Annotated in this window: 20 protein-coding genes and 1 tRNA gene; 14 read left to right on the plus strand and 7 right to left on the minus strand. The window is 54.5% G+C overall.

The window, feature by feature from the left end; all coding sequences use genetic code 11:
- Window positions 1-167: 167 nt before the first annotated feature.
- The 4 genes from ACR0AD_RS12065 to ACR0AD_RS12080 all read left to right on the plus strand — a co-directional run bounded on the left by ACR0AD_RS12065 (window position 168) and on the right by ACR0AD_RS12080 (window position 3,990).
- Window positions 168-1,634 carry a flavin-containing monooxygenase gene (locus ACR0AD_RS12065; RefSeq protein ID WP_480487710.1) on the plus strand — a complete coding sequence of 489 codons (1,467 nt, stop codon included), beginning with the start codon at window positions 168-170 and terminating at the stop codon, window positions 1,632-1,634.
- Entirely contained in the window at window positions 1,635-2,636 is a 1,002-nt protein-coding gene (locus ACR0AD_RS12070) for an alpha/beta fold hydrolase (RefSeq protein ID WP_480487708.1), read from the plus strand.
- Window positions 2,637-2,691: 55 nt separating this feature from the next.
- Window positions 2,692-2,768: transfer RNA gene (locus ACR0AD_RS12075), tRNA-Met, on the plus strand.
- An 820-nt stretch (window positions 2,769-3,588) separates the two neighbouring features.
- The gene (locus tag ACR0AD_RS12080) at window positions 3,589-3,990 is read left to right on the plus strand and encodes a hypothetical protein (RefSeq protein WP_480487707.1); all 402 of its coding nucleotides are present in this window, start codon (window positions 3,589-3,591) and stop codon (window positions 3,988-3,990) included.
- Between the two features lie 122 nt (window positions 3,991-4,112).
- Here ACR0AD_RS12080 and ACR0AD_RS12085 read toward each other — a convergent pair whose 3' ends face one another.
- The 3 genes from ACR0AD_RS12085 to ACR0AD_RS12095 are packed head-to-tail and all read right to left on the minus strand — an operon-like array spanning window position 4,113 to window position 5,110.
- A complete protein-coding gene (locus ACR0AD_RS12085) occupies window positions 4,113-4,604 on the minus strand; it encodes a hypothetical protein (protein ID WP_480487705.1) in 492 nt (163 codons plus the stop codon).
- A gap of 57 nt (window positions 4,605-4,661) precedes the next feature.
- A complete protein-coding gene (locus ACR0AD_RS12090; RefSeq protein WP_480487704.1) occupies window positions 4,662-4,952 on the minus strand; it encodes a hypothetical protein in 291 nt (96 codons plus the stop codon).
- A complete protein-coding gene (locus tag ACR0AD_RS12095) occupies window positions 4,949-5,110 on the minus strand; it encodes a hypothetical protein (protein WP_480487702.1) in 162 nt (53 codons plus the stop codon). The genes ACR0AD_RS12090 and ACR0AD_RS12095 overlap by 4 nt, the downstream gene beginning before the upstream one ends.
- A 228-nt stretch (window positions 5,111-5,338) precedes the next feature.
- On the opposite strand from ACR0AD_RS12095, the gene ACR0AD_RS12100 reads away from it, so the two are divergent.
- On the plus strand, window positions 5,339-5,500 hold the full coding sequence (locus tag ACR0AD_RS12100) for a hypothetical protein (protein WP_480487700.1): 162 nt from the start codon (window positions 5,339-5,341) through the stop codon (window positions 5,498-5,500).
- 238 nt (window positions 5,501-5,738) lie between these two features.
- Window positions 5,739-6,239, plus strand: a complete 501-nt coding sequence (locus tag ACR0AD_RS12105) for an invasion associated locus B family protein (RefSeq protein ID WP_480487699.1) — start codon at window positions 5,739-5,741, stop codon at window positions 6,237-6,239.
- Window positions 6,240-6,388: 149 nt separating this feature from the next.
- Here the strand turns inward: ACR0AD_RS12105 and ACR0AD_RS12110 are convergent, their stop codons facing one another.
- Window positions 6,389-6,910 carry a hypothetical protein gene (locus tag ACR0AD_RS12110; RefSeq protein WP_480487697.1) on the minus strand — a complete coding sequence of 174 codons (522 nt, stop codon included), beginning with the start codon at window positions 6,908-6,910 and terminating at the stop codon, window positions 6,389-6,391.
- 1,467 nt (window positions 6,911-8,377) lie between these two features.
- Between ACR0AD_RS12110 and ACR0AD_RS12115 the strand changes: the two genes are divergently transcribed.
- Window positions 8,378-8,788, plus strand: coding sequence for a hypothetical protein (locus ACR0AD_RS12115; RefSeq protein WP_480487695.1), 411 nt, complete (start codon window positions 8,378-8,380; stop codon window positions 8,786-8,788).
- Between the two features lie 182 nt (window positions 8,789-8,970).
- On the opposite strand, the gene ACR0AD_RS12120 is transcribed toward ACR0AD_RS12115, so the two are convergent.
- The 3 genes from ACR0AD_RS12120 to ACR0AD_RS12130 form a co-directional block, all read right to left on the minus strand.
- The gene (locus ACR0AD_RS12120; RefSeq protein WP_480487693.1) at window positions 8,971-9,192 is read right to left on the minus strand and encodes an HGGxSTG domain-containing protein; all 222 of its coding nucleotides are present in this window, start codon (window positions 9,190-9,192) and stop codon (window positions 8,971-8,973) included.
- A gap of 636 nt (window positions 9,193-9,828) precedes the next feature.
- Window positions 9,829-11,049, minus strand: coding sequence for a tyrosine-type recombinase/integrase (locus tag ACR0AD_RS12125; RefSeq protein WP_480487691.1), 1,221 nt, complete (start codon window positions 11,047-11,049; stop codon window positions 9,829-9,831).
- Window positions 11,050-11,227: 178 nt separating this feature from the next.
- Complete coding sequence (locus ACR0AD_RS12130) at window positions 11,228-11,785, minus strand: ZrgA family zinc uptake protein (protein WP_480487689.1); 558 nt, start codon at window positions 11,783-11,785, stop codon at window positions 11,228-11,230.
- A 248-nt stretch (window positions 11,786-12,033) separates the two neighbouring features.
- On the opposite strand from ACR0AD_RS12130, the gene ACR0AD_RS12135 reads away from it, so the two are divergent.
- The 7 genes from ACR0AD_RS12135 (at window position 12,034) to speA (ending at window position 19,725) form a co-directional block, all read left to right on the plus strand.
- Window positions 12,034-13,305, plus strand: a complete 1,272-nt coding sequence (locus tag ACR0AD_RS12135; RefSeq protein WP_480487687.1) for an imelysin family protein — start codon at window positions 12,034-12,036, stop codon at window positions 13,303-13,305.
- A gap of 93 nt (window positions 13,306-13,398) precedes the next feature.
- Window positions 13,399-13,692 (plus strand): (2Fe-2S)-binding protein, encoded by a 294-nt coding sequence (locus tag ACR0AD_RS12140; RefSeq protein ID WP_480482354.1) that lies wholly within the window; start codon window positions 13,399-13,401, stop codon window positions 13,690-13,692.
- Entirely contained in the window at window positions 13,640-14,125 is a 486-nt protein-coding gene (gene bfr, locus ACR0AD_RS12145; protein ID WP_267365109.1) for a bacterioferritin, read from the plus strand. The genes ACR0AD_RS12140 and bfr overlap by 53 nt, the downstream gene beginning before the upstream one ends.
- Window positions 14,085-15,632 (plus strand): di-heme oxidoreductase family protein, encoded by a 1,548-nt coding sequence (locus ACR0AD_RS12150; RefSeq protein ID WP_480487685.1) that lies wholly within the window; start codon window positions 14,085-14,087, stop codon window positions 15,630-15,632. The genes bfr and ACR0AD_RS12150 overlap by 41 nt, the downstream gene beginning before the upstream one ends.
- A 3-nt stretch (window positions 15,633-15,635) precedes the next feature.
- Entirely contained in the window at window positions 15,636-16,646 is a 1,011-nt protein-coding gene (locus ACR0AD_RS12155; RefSeq protein WP_480487683.1) for an imelysin family protein, read from the plus strand.
- A gap of 3 nt (window positions 16,647-16,649) precedes the next feature.
- Window positions 16,650-17,735 (plus strand): DUF1513 domain-containing protein, encoded by a 1,086-nt coding sequence (locus ACR0AD_RS12160; protein WP_480487681.1) that lies wholly within the window; start codon window positions 16,650-16,652, stop codon window positions 17,733-17,735.
- 100 nt (window positions 17,736-17,835) lie between these two features.
- The gene (speA, locus tag ACR0AD_RS12165) at window positions 17,836-19,725 is read left to right on the plus strand and encodes a biosynthetic arginine decarboxylase (RefSeq protein WP_480487679.1); all 1,890 of its coding nucleotides are present in this window, start codon (window positions 17,836-17,838) and stop codon (window positions 19,723-19,725) included.
- The last annotated feature ends 3 nt before the right edge of the window (window positions 19,726-19,728 follow it).

Raw genomic sequence — 19,728 nt, forward strand, 5'->3', positions numbered from 1 at the left:
GCGATATGTGTTTGCAGGAAGCGACACCGCCCTGATGACGGTTTTTCGCCATGTCTGTTCACGTAAGGTCGTTCGGTCAATTTACCTTGTGTGACCTACTTCACTGCCAATCACGTGCAGACATCTGCAACAGATATCCATAAAGTTGTTTCAGGAGGGGCGCTTCAATGCACCACACGACAGAGATGCTGATCATCGGTGCCGGGTTCTCGGGGCTGACGATGGCGCTTGAGGCGCGCAAGCGTGGCATCAAAGATATCGCCATTCTGGAAAAGGCCGAAGATATCGGTGGCACGTGGCGCGAGAATACCTATCCTGGCGTCGCCTGTGATGTGCCGTCGCATCTGTATTCCATGGCGACCCACCCTAATCCGCACTGGAGCCGCGCCTATGCCGGTGGCGCAGAGATACAGGCATACCTGCAAAATGTCGCGCATCAGGAGGGGTTATACGATCTTTGCCACTTTGGGCAGGCGCTGAAATCGGCGAAATGGGATGGCACGCTTTGGCAGGTTGAAACCGTGGATGGCCAATTCTGGTCGGCCCGGTTTCTGGTCTCGGCCATCGGCGCCCTGCATCATCCCAGCATTCCCGAATCTCCCGGCGCCGACAGCTTTCCCGGCCCCTGTTTTCATTCGGCCGAATGGGATCACACCGTCGATCTGACCGGAAAGCATGTGGCTGTTGTCGGCACCGGAGCGTCAGCCGTTCAGTTCGTGCCCGAGATTGCCAAGGTTGCGCGCCACGTCACCGTTTTTCAGCGCAGCGCGCCTTACGTCATGCCGCGCCCTGACGGCCCGATCGCGCCTTGGGTGCGCAAACTATATGCCTACCTTCCCCTGCTTCCGCGCATCCGGCGCAAACTGATTTTCATGTTCTTCGAGTTCCGCCACCGCGTGTTCAGGGGCGAGGAACGCGCGATGAACTTTGCTCTGAAGATGTGGCGAAAATCGCTGGAAGGCGCGATTTCCGACCCCGAAGAACGGCGCATTCTGACACCGGACTATCGAATTGGGTGCAAGCGCATTCTCAGTTCAAATGACTGGTACCCGGCGCTGGCCCGCGACAATGTCAGCATCATTCCACACGGCGTGGCCAGTATCGATGGCAACTGCATCGTCGCGACAGATGGCTCCAGAACAGAGGCAGACGCGCTGATCTGGGGCACCGGGTTTCAGGTCACCAATGTCGTAGAAAGGTTGGATATCACCGGTACAGATGGGCTAACGCTGCGATCGGCCTGGGCAAACGGGATGTCCGCTCATCTGGGCACGGCGATAGCCGGTTTTCCCAACTTTTTCATCCTTCTGGGGCCTCATACCGGATTGGGGCACAATTCGGTTGTGTTGATGATCGAAGCCCAGGTCGGGCATATCGGCCGGGTTCTGAGCGAGATGCAACGCAAGGAACTGTCGGTGATCGCCCCCGATGCGGCGAAACAGGCGGCCTTTACACAGGAAATGCAGGACCGTCACGCGGACAGTGTCTGGCAGACCGGAGGCTGCACATCCTGGTACATTGATGCGGACGGGAAAAACACGACGCTTTGGCCCGGAACAGTTGCCGAATTTCAGAAACGCATGTCACATTCGGGATTGGAGCAATACAACCCCGTAAGGACCGGAGACAGCTAGATGACATTTTTTCTTAGCCTGATTGCGGCCTTTGCCGTCTTTCTTCTGGCCATGGCTCTGTGGACCCGGCGGATAACCCGTCAGGGGCTAAAAACCGTGCCGCAGATGGGCCAGATCGTGCCCGTACGGGGCGGCAGCATCCACTATGTGGAAAAGGGCAATCCGGACGCGCAGACGGTCGTTCTGATTCACGGTCTGGCTGGGCAGTTACAGCATTTTACCTATGCGTTGGCGGATCAACTGGCCCAGGATTTCCACGTCATCGCGCTGGATCGCCCCGGTTGCGGATATTCAACCCGGGATACGGCAGAGCTCGCACAATTGCCGCAGCAGGCCGCGATGATTGCTGAGTTTCTTGAAACCAAGGGTATGGATCAGGTTGTGCTGGTGGGGCATTCTTTGGGAGGTGCGGTGTCGCTGGCGCTGGCTTTAGACCACCCCGAGCGGGTATCCGGCCTCGCTCTGTTGGCACCAGTAACGCACAGGGTGCCTGAAACACCGGTGATCTTCAAACCGCTCGAGATCCGGACCAAATGGCTGCGCAGCCTGATTGCCAACACGATTGCAGTGCCCATGGCCTCAATAACGGCGCCGCACAGTCTGGGCGTGGCATTTGATCCTGAAACCCCACCAAATGACTTTCTGGACCGTGCGGGTGGTGCACTCGGGCTGCGCCCGTCGGCCTTTGTCACGGCCTCGCAGGACGTTATCGGGTTGGATGCCAGTTGCGATGCGCTGGTGGCCAGATACCCCGAGCTGTCGGTCCCCGGCGGGATATTGTATGGAAGTCAGGATGCGCTTCTGTCCCCTGCCCTTCACGGGCCGCCGATGACCGAATATGGTCTGAGCTATGAAGAGCTTGACGGTCTGGGTCATATGATCCTGATCACAGAACCGGAGATATGCGCCGCGTTTATCCGCAGAACGGTGGACACCACGATATTCCGTCAGACGCCCTTGCAGGACCCGGTGAAAGAGCCCGTGAAAGAATTCCCCGGTTAGGGCGATTTCCCTCTTGACCCTCCCCGGCCCCTCGCTTACATCGCCTCTCACTCACGGCGGAGTAGCTCAGTTGGTTAGAGCAGCGGAATCATAATCCGCGTGTCGGGGGTTCAAGTCCCTCCTCCGCTACCACCACCTCATTGCAAGATACTTAAAATAAATAGTTTTGCCCTGGTGCGCCTCTAGATACCCAACATTTCGACCAACATTTAAAATTTGATGCAACTGGAAGCGCGCGCAACTAGCCATCTGCTGCTTTTGGACTTACCGGCCCCATCCCCAAACGAAAATGGCGGTGAAGCAGTTGATCCCGCATTAAACTCGAAACGATGCTGGATTCGTTTGCGCTGAAAAGATGCCTCAATAATGCCTTTTCCAAACTCTTCATCGCTATGCAAAAGTTAACACATTGTTAACGGAGAATGTTTGTGAAGCACCTTATTTTACTCTGCCTGTTTGCTCTTGTCCTTTCATCCGCAGTTGCATTTGCTCAGAATGAGCCCAAAGAGCCAGGCAAAACGACACTAGCCACTGAATCCTTTTGGAACCTTTTGACCAGCAAGCAAGACGCGAAGGTCTACAACGCCGCGTGTTGCAAGGTGTGCCGAAAAGGCAAGGCTTGCGGGAATAGCTGTATCAATAGGAGTTACACCTGCCACAAAGGTCCAGGGTGCGCTTGTAACGGATAATCAGTCGACAGCTCCCGCTATAGGCAACTTCGTTGCAAAGTTTGTAGTTAAAAACCGACCCAGATCAAACAGGCTTATGTCGCATGGTTGATATGGCGGTAATACCGACGAGCAGTGTTCGTCATGGCTTGTGTCGTTGTCTGCGGCGAAAAAAGGAGCTCCAATATGTAAAAGTGCGCCATCGTATGATATTGTGACGCTATATTAACCAAACTTAATTAGAAGTTTTGCTCAGCAGATATTGACAGGAAGAGATTAAAAACATGGCTACATTTACGAGAACTGATGGAGCATCCCTGAATATTCCCGGGAATACTGTTCAGCGTGTTCGACGCACCGTTCACGGAGAGGACAGTATAGCCAACACACGGATCGACGCCGCCGTAACTTCGTACGTAACCGAAAGTGTCAGTGATGTTGCTCAAAGAGTTCAAGCCGAGAATGCAAACTTTACGCATTTGAATTCCAGAGATGAATCTGAAATTTGGTTCAATGCTACCAAGGTGGTTGGGCCTTTAGAAATCACTGAGCGCATGCAGAGCTATGATTACAATTCCTCAATTAAACTCATGAATTATCGACAGTACGTGGTGCAAACACACGAGGAAGTCATTGCAGTGCTCTCGGAAGCAGGCGGGTCACCATTACCTGTGCCGACTAAATGATGACTCACTTAGTGTTCCGATACGCTACTCTTCGTCATAGCACGGCCCCTTGATACGCCGCCTTATCTTGGATCAGACATATTCCTTCGACCCCCAGTTAGGCCGAGCCCTCATAACGCGACTTATCCTCGCGCAACCACCAAAGGCGGTTCTTTCGGAAACGACCGTATGTCGAACCACTTGAAGCAAGTGCCATCCGCATTGCGTTTGTCACCCATGTACAGCTGTGAGTCAGTTGTTCGGTGCCGGATTAGCGCCGCCCTGAACGCCCGCAGGTCGAGCAACCACCAACTTTCAATTACCTGTCCGTCGGGTCCGGCGTGACCGTAGAACATCCAGTCGCCGTGGCCGTTTACAATCTTGGACAGTTCGGTTTCGGCACCAGAGGGTAACTTGGCGCGGATTGTGAACTGATGCGGGTATCTGGCCGCGTATCCGTGTCGCCTGACCCTTGCTGCTATCCGCATGTCCTTGGCGTCCAACATCAGTAGATCCGTGGCTTGGAAATGGTCCAGCGGATCGGGCGCGGCCTGTAGGATGTGACCGCCAATAATGCTCTTAATCTCTGGCAGAAACTGGTCGGACCAGTGCCGGTTTACGCTGTAAAAACTCATACTAAGTTCCAAAAAGAAAAAGGGCGCAGAAAATGCCGCGCCCAGCTTAAATGAAATTCAGGCAGCCTTATCTGGTACTGGCTTCTGCGTTTCAGACGCGCCTTGTTCCGTGCCTTTTGCCAGCTGGTTTTTTTGAGATTGCACCACACTCCACTCAGCCTCGTGCAATTCGAGAGCTGCGTTGGCTTTGTCCCTCAGAGCGGCAGCAACAGACTGAACCGAAAGGCCTTCGGGGCAGTTTGTCTTGTCGTACTCTGCAAGAAGGTCAGTCAGCGCAATCGACAAACCGGCAATCGTTTGCAGCTCATATTCGGTCGCTTCGTAAGCGTATGTGAATTGATCTGTCATGCTGTCGCCTCCGGCAGGTTCACACTGTCCAACATGCTGGCCAAATGGTTGGCCATATCACCGGACACCTTCAACAGCGCCGTAACGCCGTTGGGGTAAGTTCCTTCGTTGTCGATGACTGCGGCGGACTCGATCAGGCTCGAGATATCGGTAGCCATGTCTTGGCAGTCTTGGATGTACCGCTCGAGCGTAACTTCTCCATTCGCGCTGGCGCGTTGTTCTTGCATTGCTAAGTCCTCCGATTGTGGTAATGTTCTAAAAAGTAACATAAGGAATGTTCTAAATTGGAACAAGGGCAAAAATTCATTTCAGGGCAAATTCGAGCAGCAAGAGGCCTTTTGGATATTTCACAGGCAATACTGGCACAGACAGCAGGCGTTTCATCAATGACTGTCAAACGTGCCGAGGGGTCCGGCTCTCCTTTCCCAGCAGACAAAGCGATAATGGCTATCCAGGAGGCGTTGGTATCAAAGGGCATTCAGTTTCTGGACGAAGGTGACTCCGCCAAGGGGCCGGGTGTGGTTTTGGTCAAGAACGACGGACAATGATGGAGTGGCTCAAGCCTGTATTGGAAAGAGCACTCAAGGCGCGCCATCGCTTTTGGTGTCGAAGTTCTCCGCTCACGTTGGGCCTACTCAAATAAGAGGCTTAGGTATCTTGAAGCCTATTCAGATGCTGAAAGAATGCGAATGATGTCAACTCACTCTTTTCCTTTATTAAAAACTAGCAATTACACAACCGTAACGTTACTCGAGGAAGTCAGCTAAACCTGTTTTTGAGGCCCCTATGCTCAGAGTATTTCTTATTGCCGCATCTATTTTTCTTACAGTCGGTCAAGCGGAAGCAAAGGCGAAGAAAGTCGCCAAAGCAGGTAGTTGGGATATCTACTGCGACACTTCAAACTCAGAGTGTACGGCACTCCAGAACATTGAGTTCAGAGGCAAAAATATTGCAAACATAATTGGTCACCCGGTGGACGGTAATGTAGCTGTAGCTGGAATAGCTTTGCAATTGCCGACGACAATGGACCTGAACAAAGGGGTGGTTGTGACAATTGATGGCCGGTTCAGTCGAAGGTACACTTATCAGTTTTGCGCCCCACAGTATTGTCAGGTCAGCATTGGTTTAACGCAAGATATGTTGAACAAGTACAAGAACGGGGAATTCGGAAAAGTGGAGTATTACTTCGCAACTTCTCCGACTGTCAAACGCAGCTTTACGTTCTCACTTTATGGGTTTTCAGCAGCCTTCGAGGAGGTTCGAAAGCGCGGTTACCCTTCATATTGAATACAAACTCCACGAAATTGCCAGCGACCTAGGATGTGTCAGTCTGCGGGATAATCCAAATTGCGACACTGCTGTAAGGCGTTAACCGCGATTTGGCTGATGGCATTTGTGTGGAATGATGGGGGCGTCATATTACGACGTACGAGTTGTCATTGGCTGACCCAGACCTTGTCTGGGATTTCAATATTCGAAGGTCGAGAGGTGAAATTGTCTTGCCACTTCACACCCTTATGACACTTGATTTTCGAGCCGGTTACTAAGCTAATATCAGCAGGGGCGGCAATGGCCCCAAGAAGCGGAAAATTCAACCTTTTTCTCTCTGCAACTACTTTAGGTTCATTCACAAGCCAGTTTGCTCCGCTTAGGTTTGCCTTTACCACATTATCGCCTGAAAGAAGCTTCGACTTGCGTAAGAACTCCTTTGTCGGAACGTTCCCTAAGTAACCGACACAGGCGTAAGCTCTATCTTTTACTTTAATAGCTTTGTGGAATGCTACAACTTGGTACCAGTCTTTACCCAATTCTTCGACATGTGCGCCGTGAACTGTGACTTCGAATGTCTTGTCAATAACCACGTAAACGTCGGCCGTTGCGGCACTGCTTGTGCAAACGGACATCAGGAGGCCAGCCAGCCCCACCATAAACGCACAATTTCTTGCCTTACTTTTCATTCGCTTTGATCAATCCTCGAACATCGTTAGTATCCAAAAAGCACTTTGAGTTCTCGATTTCAACAGCCGTGTTGTGACCCAGTTCACCTACTCCGTCACCAGATCCAGCTATACAGAACACATTAACGAGTTAGCGCTCATGTTCGGTTTAGAGCGCGAGTTTTTTCATTTTCTCCCTGTGGACTGGGCGCGCTTGTAGTAAGCGCGTCACTTTTTGGATATCGAACATAACGCACATGCGCATGGTAACGCATGCATTCAAATTTGACTTGGAGCTCACATTATTTTGCATGATTGTGGCTTATTATGTTATGCCTATTGCGTGGGGGCATTTCTAATTTCCGAATTTTTCTAATAACATATTTGGGGGCACGTCGTTTCTTGTACCAGTTTGTTTTCACGCAAAGATTTTCCAAGTTACACTTGGGACAATTTTTCACCCTAATGACTGTTATTTTTGCAATAGCATCATGTTCGGCAACACCGGACACGGAGGAACCCCAAGGTGGAATAGAAAAGTACATTGATAGGGCTTCTTCAAGTTCTGTTTGGGGGGGCGCACAGCGTTTTGTGGAAAGCGCCAAAATGGATAGGCCATGCGCCAACCCATCAGTTGCGAAGGCTTCCGCTCAGTTCAAATATGGATGCTATTGCGGAGCGTACCACCCCCCACTTTCTTACCCAAAAACCCTTTCCGGAGAACAGCTTGTCAGTCGGCGAGAAAAAGACTTAACTCGCGCTCGCCCCTACGATGATATCGATGCGCTTTGTCAAGTTCACGACATTTGCCACGCACGTGGCATAGAAACTCGCGACTGCAACATTTACTTTGCACGAGCGCTTCTTCGAAGGGCCCGAAGTTTCCAGCAGGACCTAAAATCAACCAGTTTGAATGATACGGACACTCGACAGGAAATATTGAGATGCCAAGTACTCGCAACAACCATTGCAGAGGTTATGAATGGCTCTCTTGCACCTGCAGTATCCTCTCAAGGGGCCCCGAAGGTGGTCGACAGCGCCTTAAACTGGACAAGTAATTTGGGTGCAGTCTTAAGATCCCCTTTGTACGCAACCCAGTACGCTTTTCTGGACGGACAGCCGTTCCCTGGTCCGGGAAAGAAATGCGTCAGAATGAACGGATAAGTGAAATTAAAGTTGTCTACTGTTCGATGAGGTGGCTAAATTTCGATAATCGTATTGAGAAAAAACCCTTGGTGTAAATCGTGACCTTCGAAGCGAGAGTCTTGCCATGAAGAGACCGTTGAAAATTGCTTGGATTCTGATTTTGGGGTTAACCGTCTCGGCTTGCCTAGAAGGAGGAGAGCCGACTGTGGATCCCACAGTGGAAACGACTGATTGGGGCGGGCCAAAATTGTCATCTGAATGATGTTGCACAAGCGTGCCTTGCATTGAATTGTCTCTTTGGCGTGATTGGTATTAACCGTTTGTATGGAGACGAAGTAAAGGATGCCGACAAAAGAGGATGTGATTGAGAACCTTGATTCATTAACGGAGCGAATATCAAATCGAGTATGGACAATATCAGTCGGTGTGCTGGCTACCTCGTTGGCATACATCATTGAAGGCGCCAAAAAGGAAGGTGAACCCTTCCTAGAACCTTACCTAGTCGCCGGTCCTGTCGCAGTTGCGATTTTGGCGCTCACAGCTGACCTGTTGCAGTATCTGGCAGCAATTCAGCAGAACGTGAAAATGCTCAAAACTATAGAAAAAGCAGGAGAAGCTAGCTTGTCGTATGACAGAACTTGTTTTTTTTATAAAGTTAGGCACGCTGCGTATTGGACGAAGGTATTTGCCTGCGGATTTTCTGCACTTTGGTTGGTGTTTGTGTCAGTTCAACGCGCATTCTCAATGATTTGAACGCAACTCGGGTATCACTGTCTTATGATGGCAGCGAATTGAAACTGGAGACACAACAGAACTCAGGACGCGGCTAAGGGTTTCGCTCATTCCTCAGTTTTCGCTCAGCACGCAATGTTCTTTTTGGCGAGAGGTTTACGGCAATCAGGAGAAAAATAGGCACGCAAACTGAGCAAAAAACCTTAGCGTGCCGCCTGCTCAAGTGACCGCGCCAGTTCAATCAGACGATTGCGCTCTGCCCAATGTGCAACGTTTGCTTCTGATATGCGCCTCCGGCCCTCGGCTGTCTTTGCTCCGGTCGAAAGCCCGCCATGAATACGACAGCGGGTCTTGCCCTCAACAGGGGCTGACATACATACGCCATCCTTGGTCTTGGCTCCGCAGATTTTGGTTTCGCTAGTCATGTGGTGCCTCCTGTCTGGACTGCGGGTGAGCGAACACCTACCTTGGTGACATGCGTAGATTGATTATCGCCCTTGCCATTGTTCTCATTCTGCTTTGCGCCCCGATTACGGTCTTTGCCGTGGGCTGGGGATACATGCAGATTTACCATCAGTTCGGCTTCATCCCGTTTTTCATAGCCTGCATCAGCGGGACTGTGTGTGTGCTAGGGGCTGCTTGGCGCTCTGATAAAGCCCTAGAGCAGTAGTACCAGCCACCACACGGCCTATCAGCCGCGCCTGAGCGTCTTTGAGGGGCTGGCCATTTAATGCGCCCCTGACGGCCTTGAGCGCGTCCTGTGCGTCCTTTCCCTTGATGCCTGTCCGTCATCGCCCTTTCCACAAACCGGCATAAGGCAATTTCGGTCACTAGATTGCCGATTTCACGGCGAAGTCTTTGCCCGATTTCCTTTGGAAGACTAGGTGCATCAAGGCGTCGGTTATTCCGGGTAATTTCATCTTCAAAGTCCATGTACTTCAATGATGCTTCAATAAGCTCAGAATCTTGCGGTGGTTTCGGGAACAAGTGAAAGTAGGCACGTTCTATCAGGCTATAAGTCCCGCAATACCCAGGGGGATAATATCGGTTTGGATCTTGTCTCATGCCCGCCCCGCCATTTCGATGACCGTGCCGCTATTTTGCGCAAGATATGAGGCCCAGGCATCCATGAGCATCCGGCGCTTTGCGAACAGGTCAGACCTTGCATAAGCTATTTCGGTGTCATCCCCCACTTTATGCGCCAGCGCCATTTCGCAGACCTCGCGTGGAAAATTCGTTTGCTCCTGCGCCCACGTTCGAAAGCTAGCCCGAAACCCATGTATGTCGCAGTTGTAACCTTGCTCTCGGACAAGTTTTAATAACGTGGCATCACTTAACGGCTTCTCGTGCTTTCGACCAGGAAAGACTAGGTCGCCTTGGTGCAGTTTTCGCGCCTGTTCTAATATCTTAATGGCCCGGTCCGTAAGCGGGACTTTGTGCGCGACCTTCATTTTCATTCGGGTGGCAGGCACAGTCCACTCTCTTTGCCCTGTGTTCACTTCAGACCACTTCGCCTCTCTAACTTCCTTTGAGCGGCAGGCTGTCAGTATCAGGAACTCGACGGCTAATTTAGTTGAACTGTCTGCATCTGAATTCTGGACAGATTGAATGCATCGGGACACATCAGCGTAAGGAAGCGCCTTTCTGTTTTTCCGCTTGGTCATGTCCTGCTTGGGCAGCACAGCCTTGACGGCCTCCGCTGGGTTGTCTGTGCGCCAACCTTTCGCGATTGCCCATTTGAGAACTGACCCGATACGCTGACGCACTCTACGCGCAGTGTCGTCTTTGGTTGTCCATATGGGCAGCAGCGCGGCAAGCACTTGGCCACCGTCGACCTCAGCCACACTGACCTTGCCAAAGTGCGGGAATGCGTATGCCTCCAATGAACTGATGTATTTCTGGGCGTGCTGAGGGTTGCTCCAAGACGACAAGTTTGCCTTGTGCACCTCTCTCGCCGCCTCTTCGAATGTCGGGATAGCTTGGGCTTTCTTCTTGTTCGCGAGAGGGTCGCCCCCCGCCCGAGCAACGCGCCTATTCTCGATTGCTGCATCTCTGGCACTCGACAAGGAAACGAGGGCAACAGAGCCAATTGCGAGTTCTCTCCGCTTGCCGCGTATCATCAGGCGTTGAATCCAGCGGCGTGCCCCGCTTTCGTCAACCTTGAGATACAGGCCATTTCCGTCAGCATACAAGGCAGGCCCCTTTGCCGACTTAACGAAAGCCGGTGCAAGTGCATTGTGGGGATGTTTGCCTTTGCGTTTGCCTGCCATTTTACCCAACATTTTTTTGTCAATGTATGGCCACGGACAGCAACGCGCAACAAGAACCTTTCATTTTATTAAAGTGTTACTTCAAGGTGGGGCAACGCATGACAATCAATACATGTAGCCTCCTCCGCTACCAATTCCCCAGAGCATCAAACCGAAACACCACTTGTGGTTTTTCTTTTGATTTCAGCGCTCATCGATCCGGCTGAAGATCGAGATATGGTGCCGCGCGTGTGATTTCGACAGCGTCCTGTACCCCGTTCGTATTCAAGTGGATGTTCAGCTGGCCAGTCCCACTGAACCGCGCGAAATAGGCGAACTCGATCATGTTCAGCGCATTCATATCCTGACACTGAATGACATAGTCCGCCTGAAACTCCGAGTGACTCTCCGCCGTTGTGGAGCCTGAAACTGCGTTCGCCTCGCCACTCTGCCGTGTGATACCATATGTCAGAACCACATGGGCGGTCACCGTAGAGCACCCAGCTTCCGGCGGGGTTACGAACAGGTCCAGCGGGTCGGAAAGCTCTGACATTGCTATGGCCACACGCGTGCGGCTGTCATCGTTTTCAACCGGGGTTTCAAACCCGACGATGTCCATGCTTGGCACCCTCAGCGCCAAGGCGAACCCGGTGTCAGAAAACACGATGTCGATCTGGGCCGAACCATGGTGATGAGGCGTGGAAACCTGCGTTGCTTGCGCCGCAAGTGCCGCAGGAAACAGGAACAAGGCCAGAACCACGCGCTTCATGAACAACAAACCACCTACAAAGAATCACTTGGCTGATTTTAGCCCGAAACATGTATCGCACAATGTGATCCGCCGGACCGAACCCCCGCCAGATATGGGGATAGTGGCAACTGAGTCAGCGGTTTCATTATCCGACAAAAAAACTCAGATTGACAATGTTGACTTTTTAACTCAGTTATTTCAATGAAAGCCGCCGCGGGAACAAACCCGCCTGATCTGACAGTTCTGAAAAGAGAGTATCGACCTCCATGACCAAGTTGTTTGCAACAGCCAGCGCTTTGACATTTGCGACAGCCACTTTTGCTTTTGCCGGTGATGTGCCGACAAAAGCGGATATTCTGGAAACCTATGCCGATATTGCCGAAGCCAAGTATGACGACAGCCTGACTGCGGCAAAGGTTTTGCGGGACGCAGTCGGTGCGCTGATTGCCGAACCCTCGGACGCGACCCTGACTGCGGCACGGGCAGCATGGGTTGCAGCGCGTGTGCCTTATCAACAGACCGAAGTTTATCGTTTTGGCAACGCAATCGTTGATGACTGGGAAGGCAAAGTAAACGGTTGGCCACTGGATGAAGGTCTGATTGATTATGTCGACGCGGCCTATGGTGGCGCGACGGATGAGAACGAATTTGCGGTTCTGAATGTCATCGCCAACCCCAGCTTCGAACTGTCGGGCGAAACCATTGACGCCAGCGAGATTACTCCGGAACTACTGAGCGAATCCCTGCACGAAGCTGATGGTATCGAAGCCAATGTCGCGACCGGCTACCACGCTATCGAGTTCCTGCTGTGGGGTCAGGACATGAACGGCCACGGGGCCGGTGCAGGCAACCGTCCAGCCACTGATTATGCGAACGGCGATACCTGCACTGGTGGCAATTGCGACCGTCGTGCACAGTATCTGAGCGCCGCAACCGACCTGCTGGTCAGCGATCTGACCTGGATGGCCGATCAGTGGAAACAAGGCGGCGCGGCGCGCACGGCGCTGATGGAAAATGAAACCGCGGGTGTCAGTGCGATCCTGACCGGTATGGGTTCACTGTCTTACGGTGAACAAGCGGGTGAGCGGATGCGTCTGGGCCTGATGCTGAACGACCCGGAAGAAGAACATGATTGCTTTTCGGACAACACCCACAACAGCCATTACTACGATGGACTGGGCGTTCTGAACGTCTATCTGGGCAGCTATACCCGCATCGATGGCACACCTGTATCAGGCGCATCGCTGGCCGATCTGGTAATCGCAACTGATCCGGCACTGGACGCCGAGATGAAGGCGAAACTGGCCGTCACGATGCAAGCCCTTGGCAGGATCAAATCGACCGCGGAAGCAGGGTTTGCCTATGACCAAATGCTGGAACGCGGCAACGAAGGCGGTGAAACCCTAATCATGGCCGGCGTCAACGGCCTGATCGACCAGACCAAAACAATCGAGCGCATCGTGACCACACTGGAACTGGACCAGATTGAATTTGAAGGATCAGACAGTCTGGATAACCCCGACGCGGTATTCCACTAAACAAGAACGCGTGCCGGGGGCTTGCCTGCCCCCGGTACACTCAGCACGCTGACCCGCCAGCCCTTTGAACCACACAAACCCAAGCCAACATTCATGATTGTCTGCCACTGCACCAACATCTCGGACCACGACATCCGCGCCGCCATCGACTGGATGCGGACAGCCGACCCCCAAACCATCATCACCCCCGGCAAGGTTTACCGTGCTCTTGGAAAATCGGCGGATTGCGGCGGATGCATGCCTCTGTTTCTGGACACGATGCGGTCAAGCGATAATCTCGAAGTACCCATGCAACTCCGCGCCCTGCGCGCGGCAGTATCACAGGAGAGTGCAGATGAAGGGCGATCCAAAAGTCATCGAATATCTCAACAAATCTCTGCGGCATGAACTGACTGCAGTCAGCCAATACTGGCTGCACTACCGGTTGCAGGAAGACTGGGGGCTTGGCCACATGGCCAAGAAAAGCCGCGAGGAAAGCATCGAAGAGATGGGCCACGCGGACAAGCTGATCGAACGGATCATCTTTCTGGAAGGCCACCCCAACCTTCAGAAGCTGGACCCGCTTCGGATCGGTCAAACACCAAAGGAAACGCTGGAATGTGACCTTGCGGCCGAGATCGATGCACGGGCCTTGTACAAGGAAGCGCGCGAATATTGTCGGGATGCCGGCGACTATGTCTCGATGTCGCTGTTCGAGCAGTTGATGTCCGATGAAGAGGGCCATATCGACTTTCTCGAAACGCAGCTCGACCTCTATGAAAGGATCGGCGAAGCCAATTATGCGCAACTCAACGCATCGAAAATGGACGAAGGCGAATAGCCTTGTCGCCCTGTCGGTGGTCGCCTTTGCGGCCACCCCTTCCCTGTCAGCCGAGCTACAGGACCTGCATCTGAACTTCACCCCCCGCACTGACGATGAACGCGCCCGAATTGCCGTTGTCACAGCACCGCCCCAGGATTTCAGCGCACCGCAGCAGTTTGAAGAACTGCCCGCCGGGGCTGCGACTGTTCGGGTCCGTACTGACGCGGATGCGTTCTCGCAACCGTCAGACAACCTGAGCTTTGAACAGGAGCTGAATTTCAAAGTCGGAAACGGGCTGTTCAAGAAGGTCTGGGTTTCGTCGCCCTCATCGACGCTCGCCTCTGACGGGTTGGGGCCGCTCTATAACGCGCGGTCGTGCCAGCGCTGCCACATCAAGGATGGGCGCGGACACACGCCAAACGGGCCCGATGACAACGCGGTTTCGATGTTTCTGCGGGTCTCGATCCCCGGCACGTCGGAAGATGGCTATGCAGCGATAGAAGATTACATCGCCACTCTGCCCGAGCCTACCTATGGTGGGCAGATGCAGGATTTCGCACTGGCAGGTCATCCAGCGGAATACCGGCTGGACATCTCGTACGAAGAAATCCCGGTGGAGCTTTCTGACGGTGAAACCGCCTCATTACGCCGCCCGACTTATCAGGCAGCCGATCTGGGTTATGGCCCGCTGCACCCCGACGCGATGCTAAGCCCCCGGGTCGCGCCGCAGATGATCGGGCTTGGCCTGTTGGAAGCGATCCCGGTCGAAGACCTGCTTGCCAAGGCCGACCCTAACGATTTGGATGGGGACGGCATATCAGGTCGCCCGAATATCGTCTGGTCGGTCGAGTTTGACACGCCGATGATGGGCCGGTTCGGTCACAAGGCGGGGACGCCGTCAGTTATGGAACAATCGGCAGCTGCTTTTGCCGGGGATATCGGCATTTCGAACCCACTCTACCCTGCTCCGCACGGGGATTGCACCAATGTGCAGGTGAACTGCATCAAAGCCCCGCACGGCGACAATGATGAGCGCGGCTTTGAGATCGATCATCAGGGTATGGACCTGGTCGCTTTCTACAGCCGCAATCTGGGCGTGCCGGGTCGCCGCGACATGGACAACCCCAGGGTCCTTCGCGGGAAAGAGGTGTTCCATGCAACCGGCTGCGCGTCATGCCACACACCGTCACATGTCACTCATCGGATGGAAGACCGGCCCGAGCACAGTTTTCAGCTGATATGGCCCTACACCGACCTGTTGCTTCATGACTTGGGCGAAGGTCTGGCCGACAATCGCCCCGAGGCCCGCGCAACGGGCCGGGAATGGCGCACGCCGCCTTTGTGGGGCGTTGGCCTGACCGAACGCGTCTCTGGCCACACAGAATTTCTGCATGACGGGCGGGCGCGCACATTGCTAGAGGCGATCCTGTGGCATGGCGGTGAAGCGCAAGCTGCCCGCGACGCTGTTGTCTCGATACCCAAAGTCGACCGTGATGCCCTGATCCAATTTCTGGAGAGCCTCTGACCCATGCGAGTTCTTACCCTTGTTGCAGCGTTGATCATGCCACTTGCCGCGCAGGCACAGGATCGCGCGCCGATCCTGATGGATGTGACTGAAACCCATATCCTGCCCCGGTTCGACACGCTGCCGGAAACGACGGGCGCGCTAGTCAGCGCGTCACTGGTTGAGTGCGATCCGACCTCACCGGCGCTGCGCGCGGCCTACGATGCGGCTTTCGATAGCTGGATATCCGCCAGCCACCTGCGGTTTGGTCCGACCGAGGTCGATGACCGCGCTTTCGCCATGGCGTTCTGGCCGGACACGAAAGGGTTCACCACCAAAGCCCTGTCCCAGCATATCGCAACCGAGGATGACACCGTGCAAAGCCCGGAGGCCTATGCCGAAACGTCCATAGCAGGGCGCGGGTTCTTCGCGCTCGAACGGATGTTGTTCGATCCCAATTACGCGGAACAGGGCAATGCCGAATATCGCTGCGCGCTGATCAGGGCGATCACGGCGGATATCGATGCCAATGCCCGCGCGATGGCGCAGGACTGGCACAGCTATGCCTCTAGCCTTACCCAACCCCAAGAGAACAGACGCTACCGGACGCAGGACGAAGCGATGCAGGAGCTGTTCAAGGCCCTATCTACCGGTCTTGAGTTCACGGCGGACACTCGGCTGGGTCGCCCCATGGGGACATTCGACCGCCCCCGTCCGAACCGGGCCGAGGCGCGGCGGTCCGGGCGGTCTTTGCGCCATGTAGAACTGTCGCTGATATCCTTGCGGGATTTAGCCGCACGGCTGTCTTTTGATCACCCCGAAATCGCGTCGGAACTGGACGCTGCGTTTGCACGTGCCATCCAGAACGCTCAATCCATTGACGATCCCTCGCTGGCCGGGGTTTCAGATCCCCAAGCCCGGTTCCGGATCGAGGCGCTTCAACAGTCGATCCACGATATCCGCACCATCGCCGTGACCGAGCTGGGTCCGACATTGGGGATCAGCGCAGGATTCAACTCGCTGGACGGAGACTAACCCGTGACGTCACGCCGCCATTTTCTTGCCGGTCTTGCCGCAGCCGCGATTTCCCCGGTCCGCGGGTGGGCCTCGGCCGGTTCGCCTGATTTTCTGGCCGCAGGGCTGTTTCCCGACGGGTCCTTTCGACTTGCCGGGTTGAGCACATTGGGGAAAATCGTGTTCTCCGTGCCTCTACCCGGACGCGGACATGCGGCCGCAGCCCATCCGCACAAGGCCTTTGCGGTCGCGTTTGCCAGACGTCCGGGCACCTTTGCCATCGTCATCGATTGCGCAACCGGCGCGCAGATTGCACAGCTCAATGCCCCTGAAAGCCGCCACTTCTACGGCCACGGCACATTCTCGGCGGATGGCGCGTATTTTTTTGCCACCGAGAACGACTACGAAGCCGGGACAGGTATTATCGGTGTCTGGGACGCTGAAAGCTTTTCGCGTCTGGATGAGTTTTCATCTGGTGGAATAGGCCCGCATGACATGCGCCTGATGCCCGATGGGGAAACGCTGGTGATTGCCAATGGCGGGATCGAAACCCACCCCGAAACCGGGCGCACAAAGCTGAACCTGCCGACGATGGCACCCAACCTGAGCTATCTCACCCTGTCGGGCAGGATCCACGAGCAGGTGTCGTTACCTCACCAGCTTCACAAAAACTCGATCCGCCATCTGGCGGTGCGGAGCGACGGTCTGGTTGGCTTTGCCATGCAATGGCAGGGCAGCAAGTCCGAACACCTGCCCCTGTTGGGCTTGCATCGTCAGGGTGAAGCCCCACGCCTGCTGGCGGCACCGGATCACGAACAAAGCATGTTGCAGGGATACGCTGGCAGCGTCGCGTTTTCAGCCGACGCCGATATGATCGCAATAACCTGTCCGCGCGGCAATGCGCTGCACCAGTTCGACATAACCAGCGGCACACTCACCGGCGCCTTCGCGCTTGAGGATGTCTGCGGGCTTGGGGCCGGGGCGGGCGGGTTGGTCTTTACCACGGGAACAGGCGCTTTCGGGACATTGATGGGCGCGCGCCCAGCTGTTCGAACCCGCGCCGAATGCCAATGGGACAATCATCTGATCCCGATCCACCCGTCCGCGTAAAATTCGGAATCCCCAATCAGATAGTTTACACTTGGAAGAATCAAACTGCTGCCGTATTGGCGGGCGCGAAACTGGCACCCTACGTTAAGGACCGACTTGATTGAAACAGACGCCCGACGCACCGCATTCCATCTACGGAGTTGAGAAATGGGGCAAAGGCCTCATCGAGGTGACCGAACAGGGTGAGATCGGTCTGCGCAATCCCATGGCCCCCGAGACAGCGGCGATTAGCCTGCCCGGTATCCTCAGCGATCTGGACGACCGCGGCATCAAGGCACCGATGGTCCTGCGAGTCGCGTCTTATCTGGAACACGAAATCGCCCATCTGAACGAAAGTTTCCAAGATGCGATTGCGCGCGTGGGCTACTCAGGCAGCTATCGCGGCGTATTCCCGATCAAGGTGAACCAGCAGGCGCAGGTTGTTGACCGGATCGTCGAGTTTGGAAAGAAATACAATTATGGGCTCGAGGCCGGCTCCAAACCCGAACTGGTGATTGCGCTGGCGCATCGCCTGGCCCCCGAAGCGCTGATCGTGTGTAACGGTGTCAAAGATGCCGAATTCATCCAACTGGCTATTCTAAGCCGCAAGATTGGGTTCAACACGGTCATCGTTCTGGAAAGCCCGAAAGAGGCCGACACGGTAATCGAAGTTTACAACGAACTGGGCATCGAGCCCCTGATCGGTGTTCGGGTGAAGCTGACCAACCAGATCAGCGGCAAATGGGAAGAAAGTTCGGGCGACCGCTCGGCCTTTGGGATGAACACCGATCAGCTTATCGCCACGGTAGACAAGCTGAAAGACGCAGGCTTGCTGCATTGCCTCAAGCTGCAGCATTCACATCTGGGCAGCCAGGTTCAGGATGTCAACGATGTGCGCCGCGCTGTGGGCGAAGCCTGTCGCTATTACACCGAGCTCACTCGCGAAGGCGTTCCATTGACTCACCTGGATCTGGGTGGCGGCATGGGGGTCGATTACACCGGCGAAAAGAAAGCCGCCGAAAACTCGATCAACTACACGGTCGAAGAATATTGTGCCAATGTCGTCGAAACCGTGGCTTACGCCATGGACGAGGCAGAGGTGGGCCATCCGACACTGGTCACGGAAAGTGGGCGCGCGGTGGTGGCGACGTCCTCGATGCTGGTCTTCAACGTGCTCGAAAGCACGCTTTACGATGCGCCCAATGGCCCCGAGGTTGATCCGGATGACCACCACTTGGTCTCGGACCTCGCCGCGGTGCACGGATACCTCTCCCGCGGCCGTCTGCAGGAATGCTGGAACGACGCCACCTTCTATCGTAACGAGCTGCGCGCCCTGTTTCGTCGCGGCTATGTCGACCTGCGTCAGATGGCGCGGGCCGAACGGATATACCTGTCGCTGATGGCCCGGCTCAAGGCATTGGCCGCGTCAGAGGATCTGGAAACGGACCTGAATGACCAGCTTGAAAAGGTTGCTGATATCTATCACTGCAACTTCTCGCTGTTCCAGTCGTTGCCAGATGTCTGGGCCATCGACCAGCTGCACCCGATCGTGCCGCTGCAATATCTGAACCAGATCCCCGACCGTCGCGCCGTGCTGTCCGATATCACCTGCGACAGTGACGGCAAGATCGACCGGTTCATTCTGGCCGACGGTGTTTCCCCCAGCCTGCCGGTGCATTCCCTGCCAGAAGAGGACGAATACTTCATGGGTGTCTTCTTCGTCGGTGCCTATCAAGAGACCTTGGGCGATCTGCACAATCTCTTTGGTGACACCAACGTCGTCACCATCGACCTGCGTCGGGACGGTGGCTTTGACCTGCTGCACGAACAAGAGGGCGACACGATCAGCCAGGTTCTGTCATATGTCGAATTCGACCCGCAGGATTGCGTCGCCGCCTTCCGCAAAATGGTGGATGAGGCGATTTCGACCGGCACCCTGAAAGCCAAGGACCGCAAAACCCTGATGAGCGCTTACCGCGACTCGATCAACGGTTACACCTATTACGAATAACCC

Source organism: Ruegeria sp. BH8, assembly GCF_056538065.1.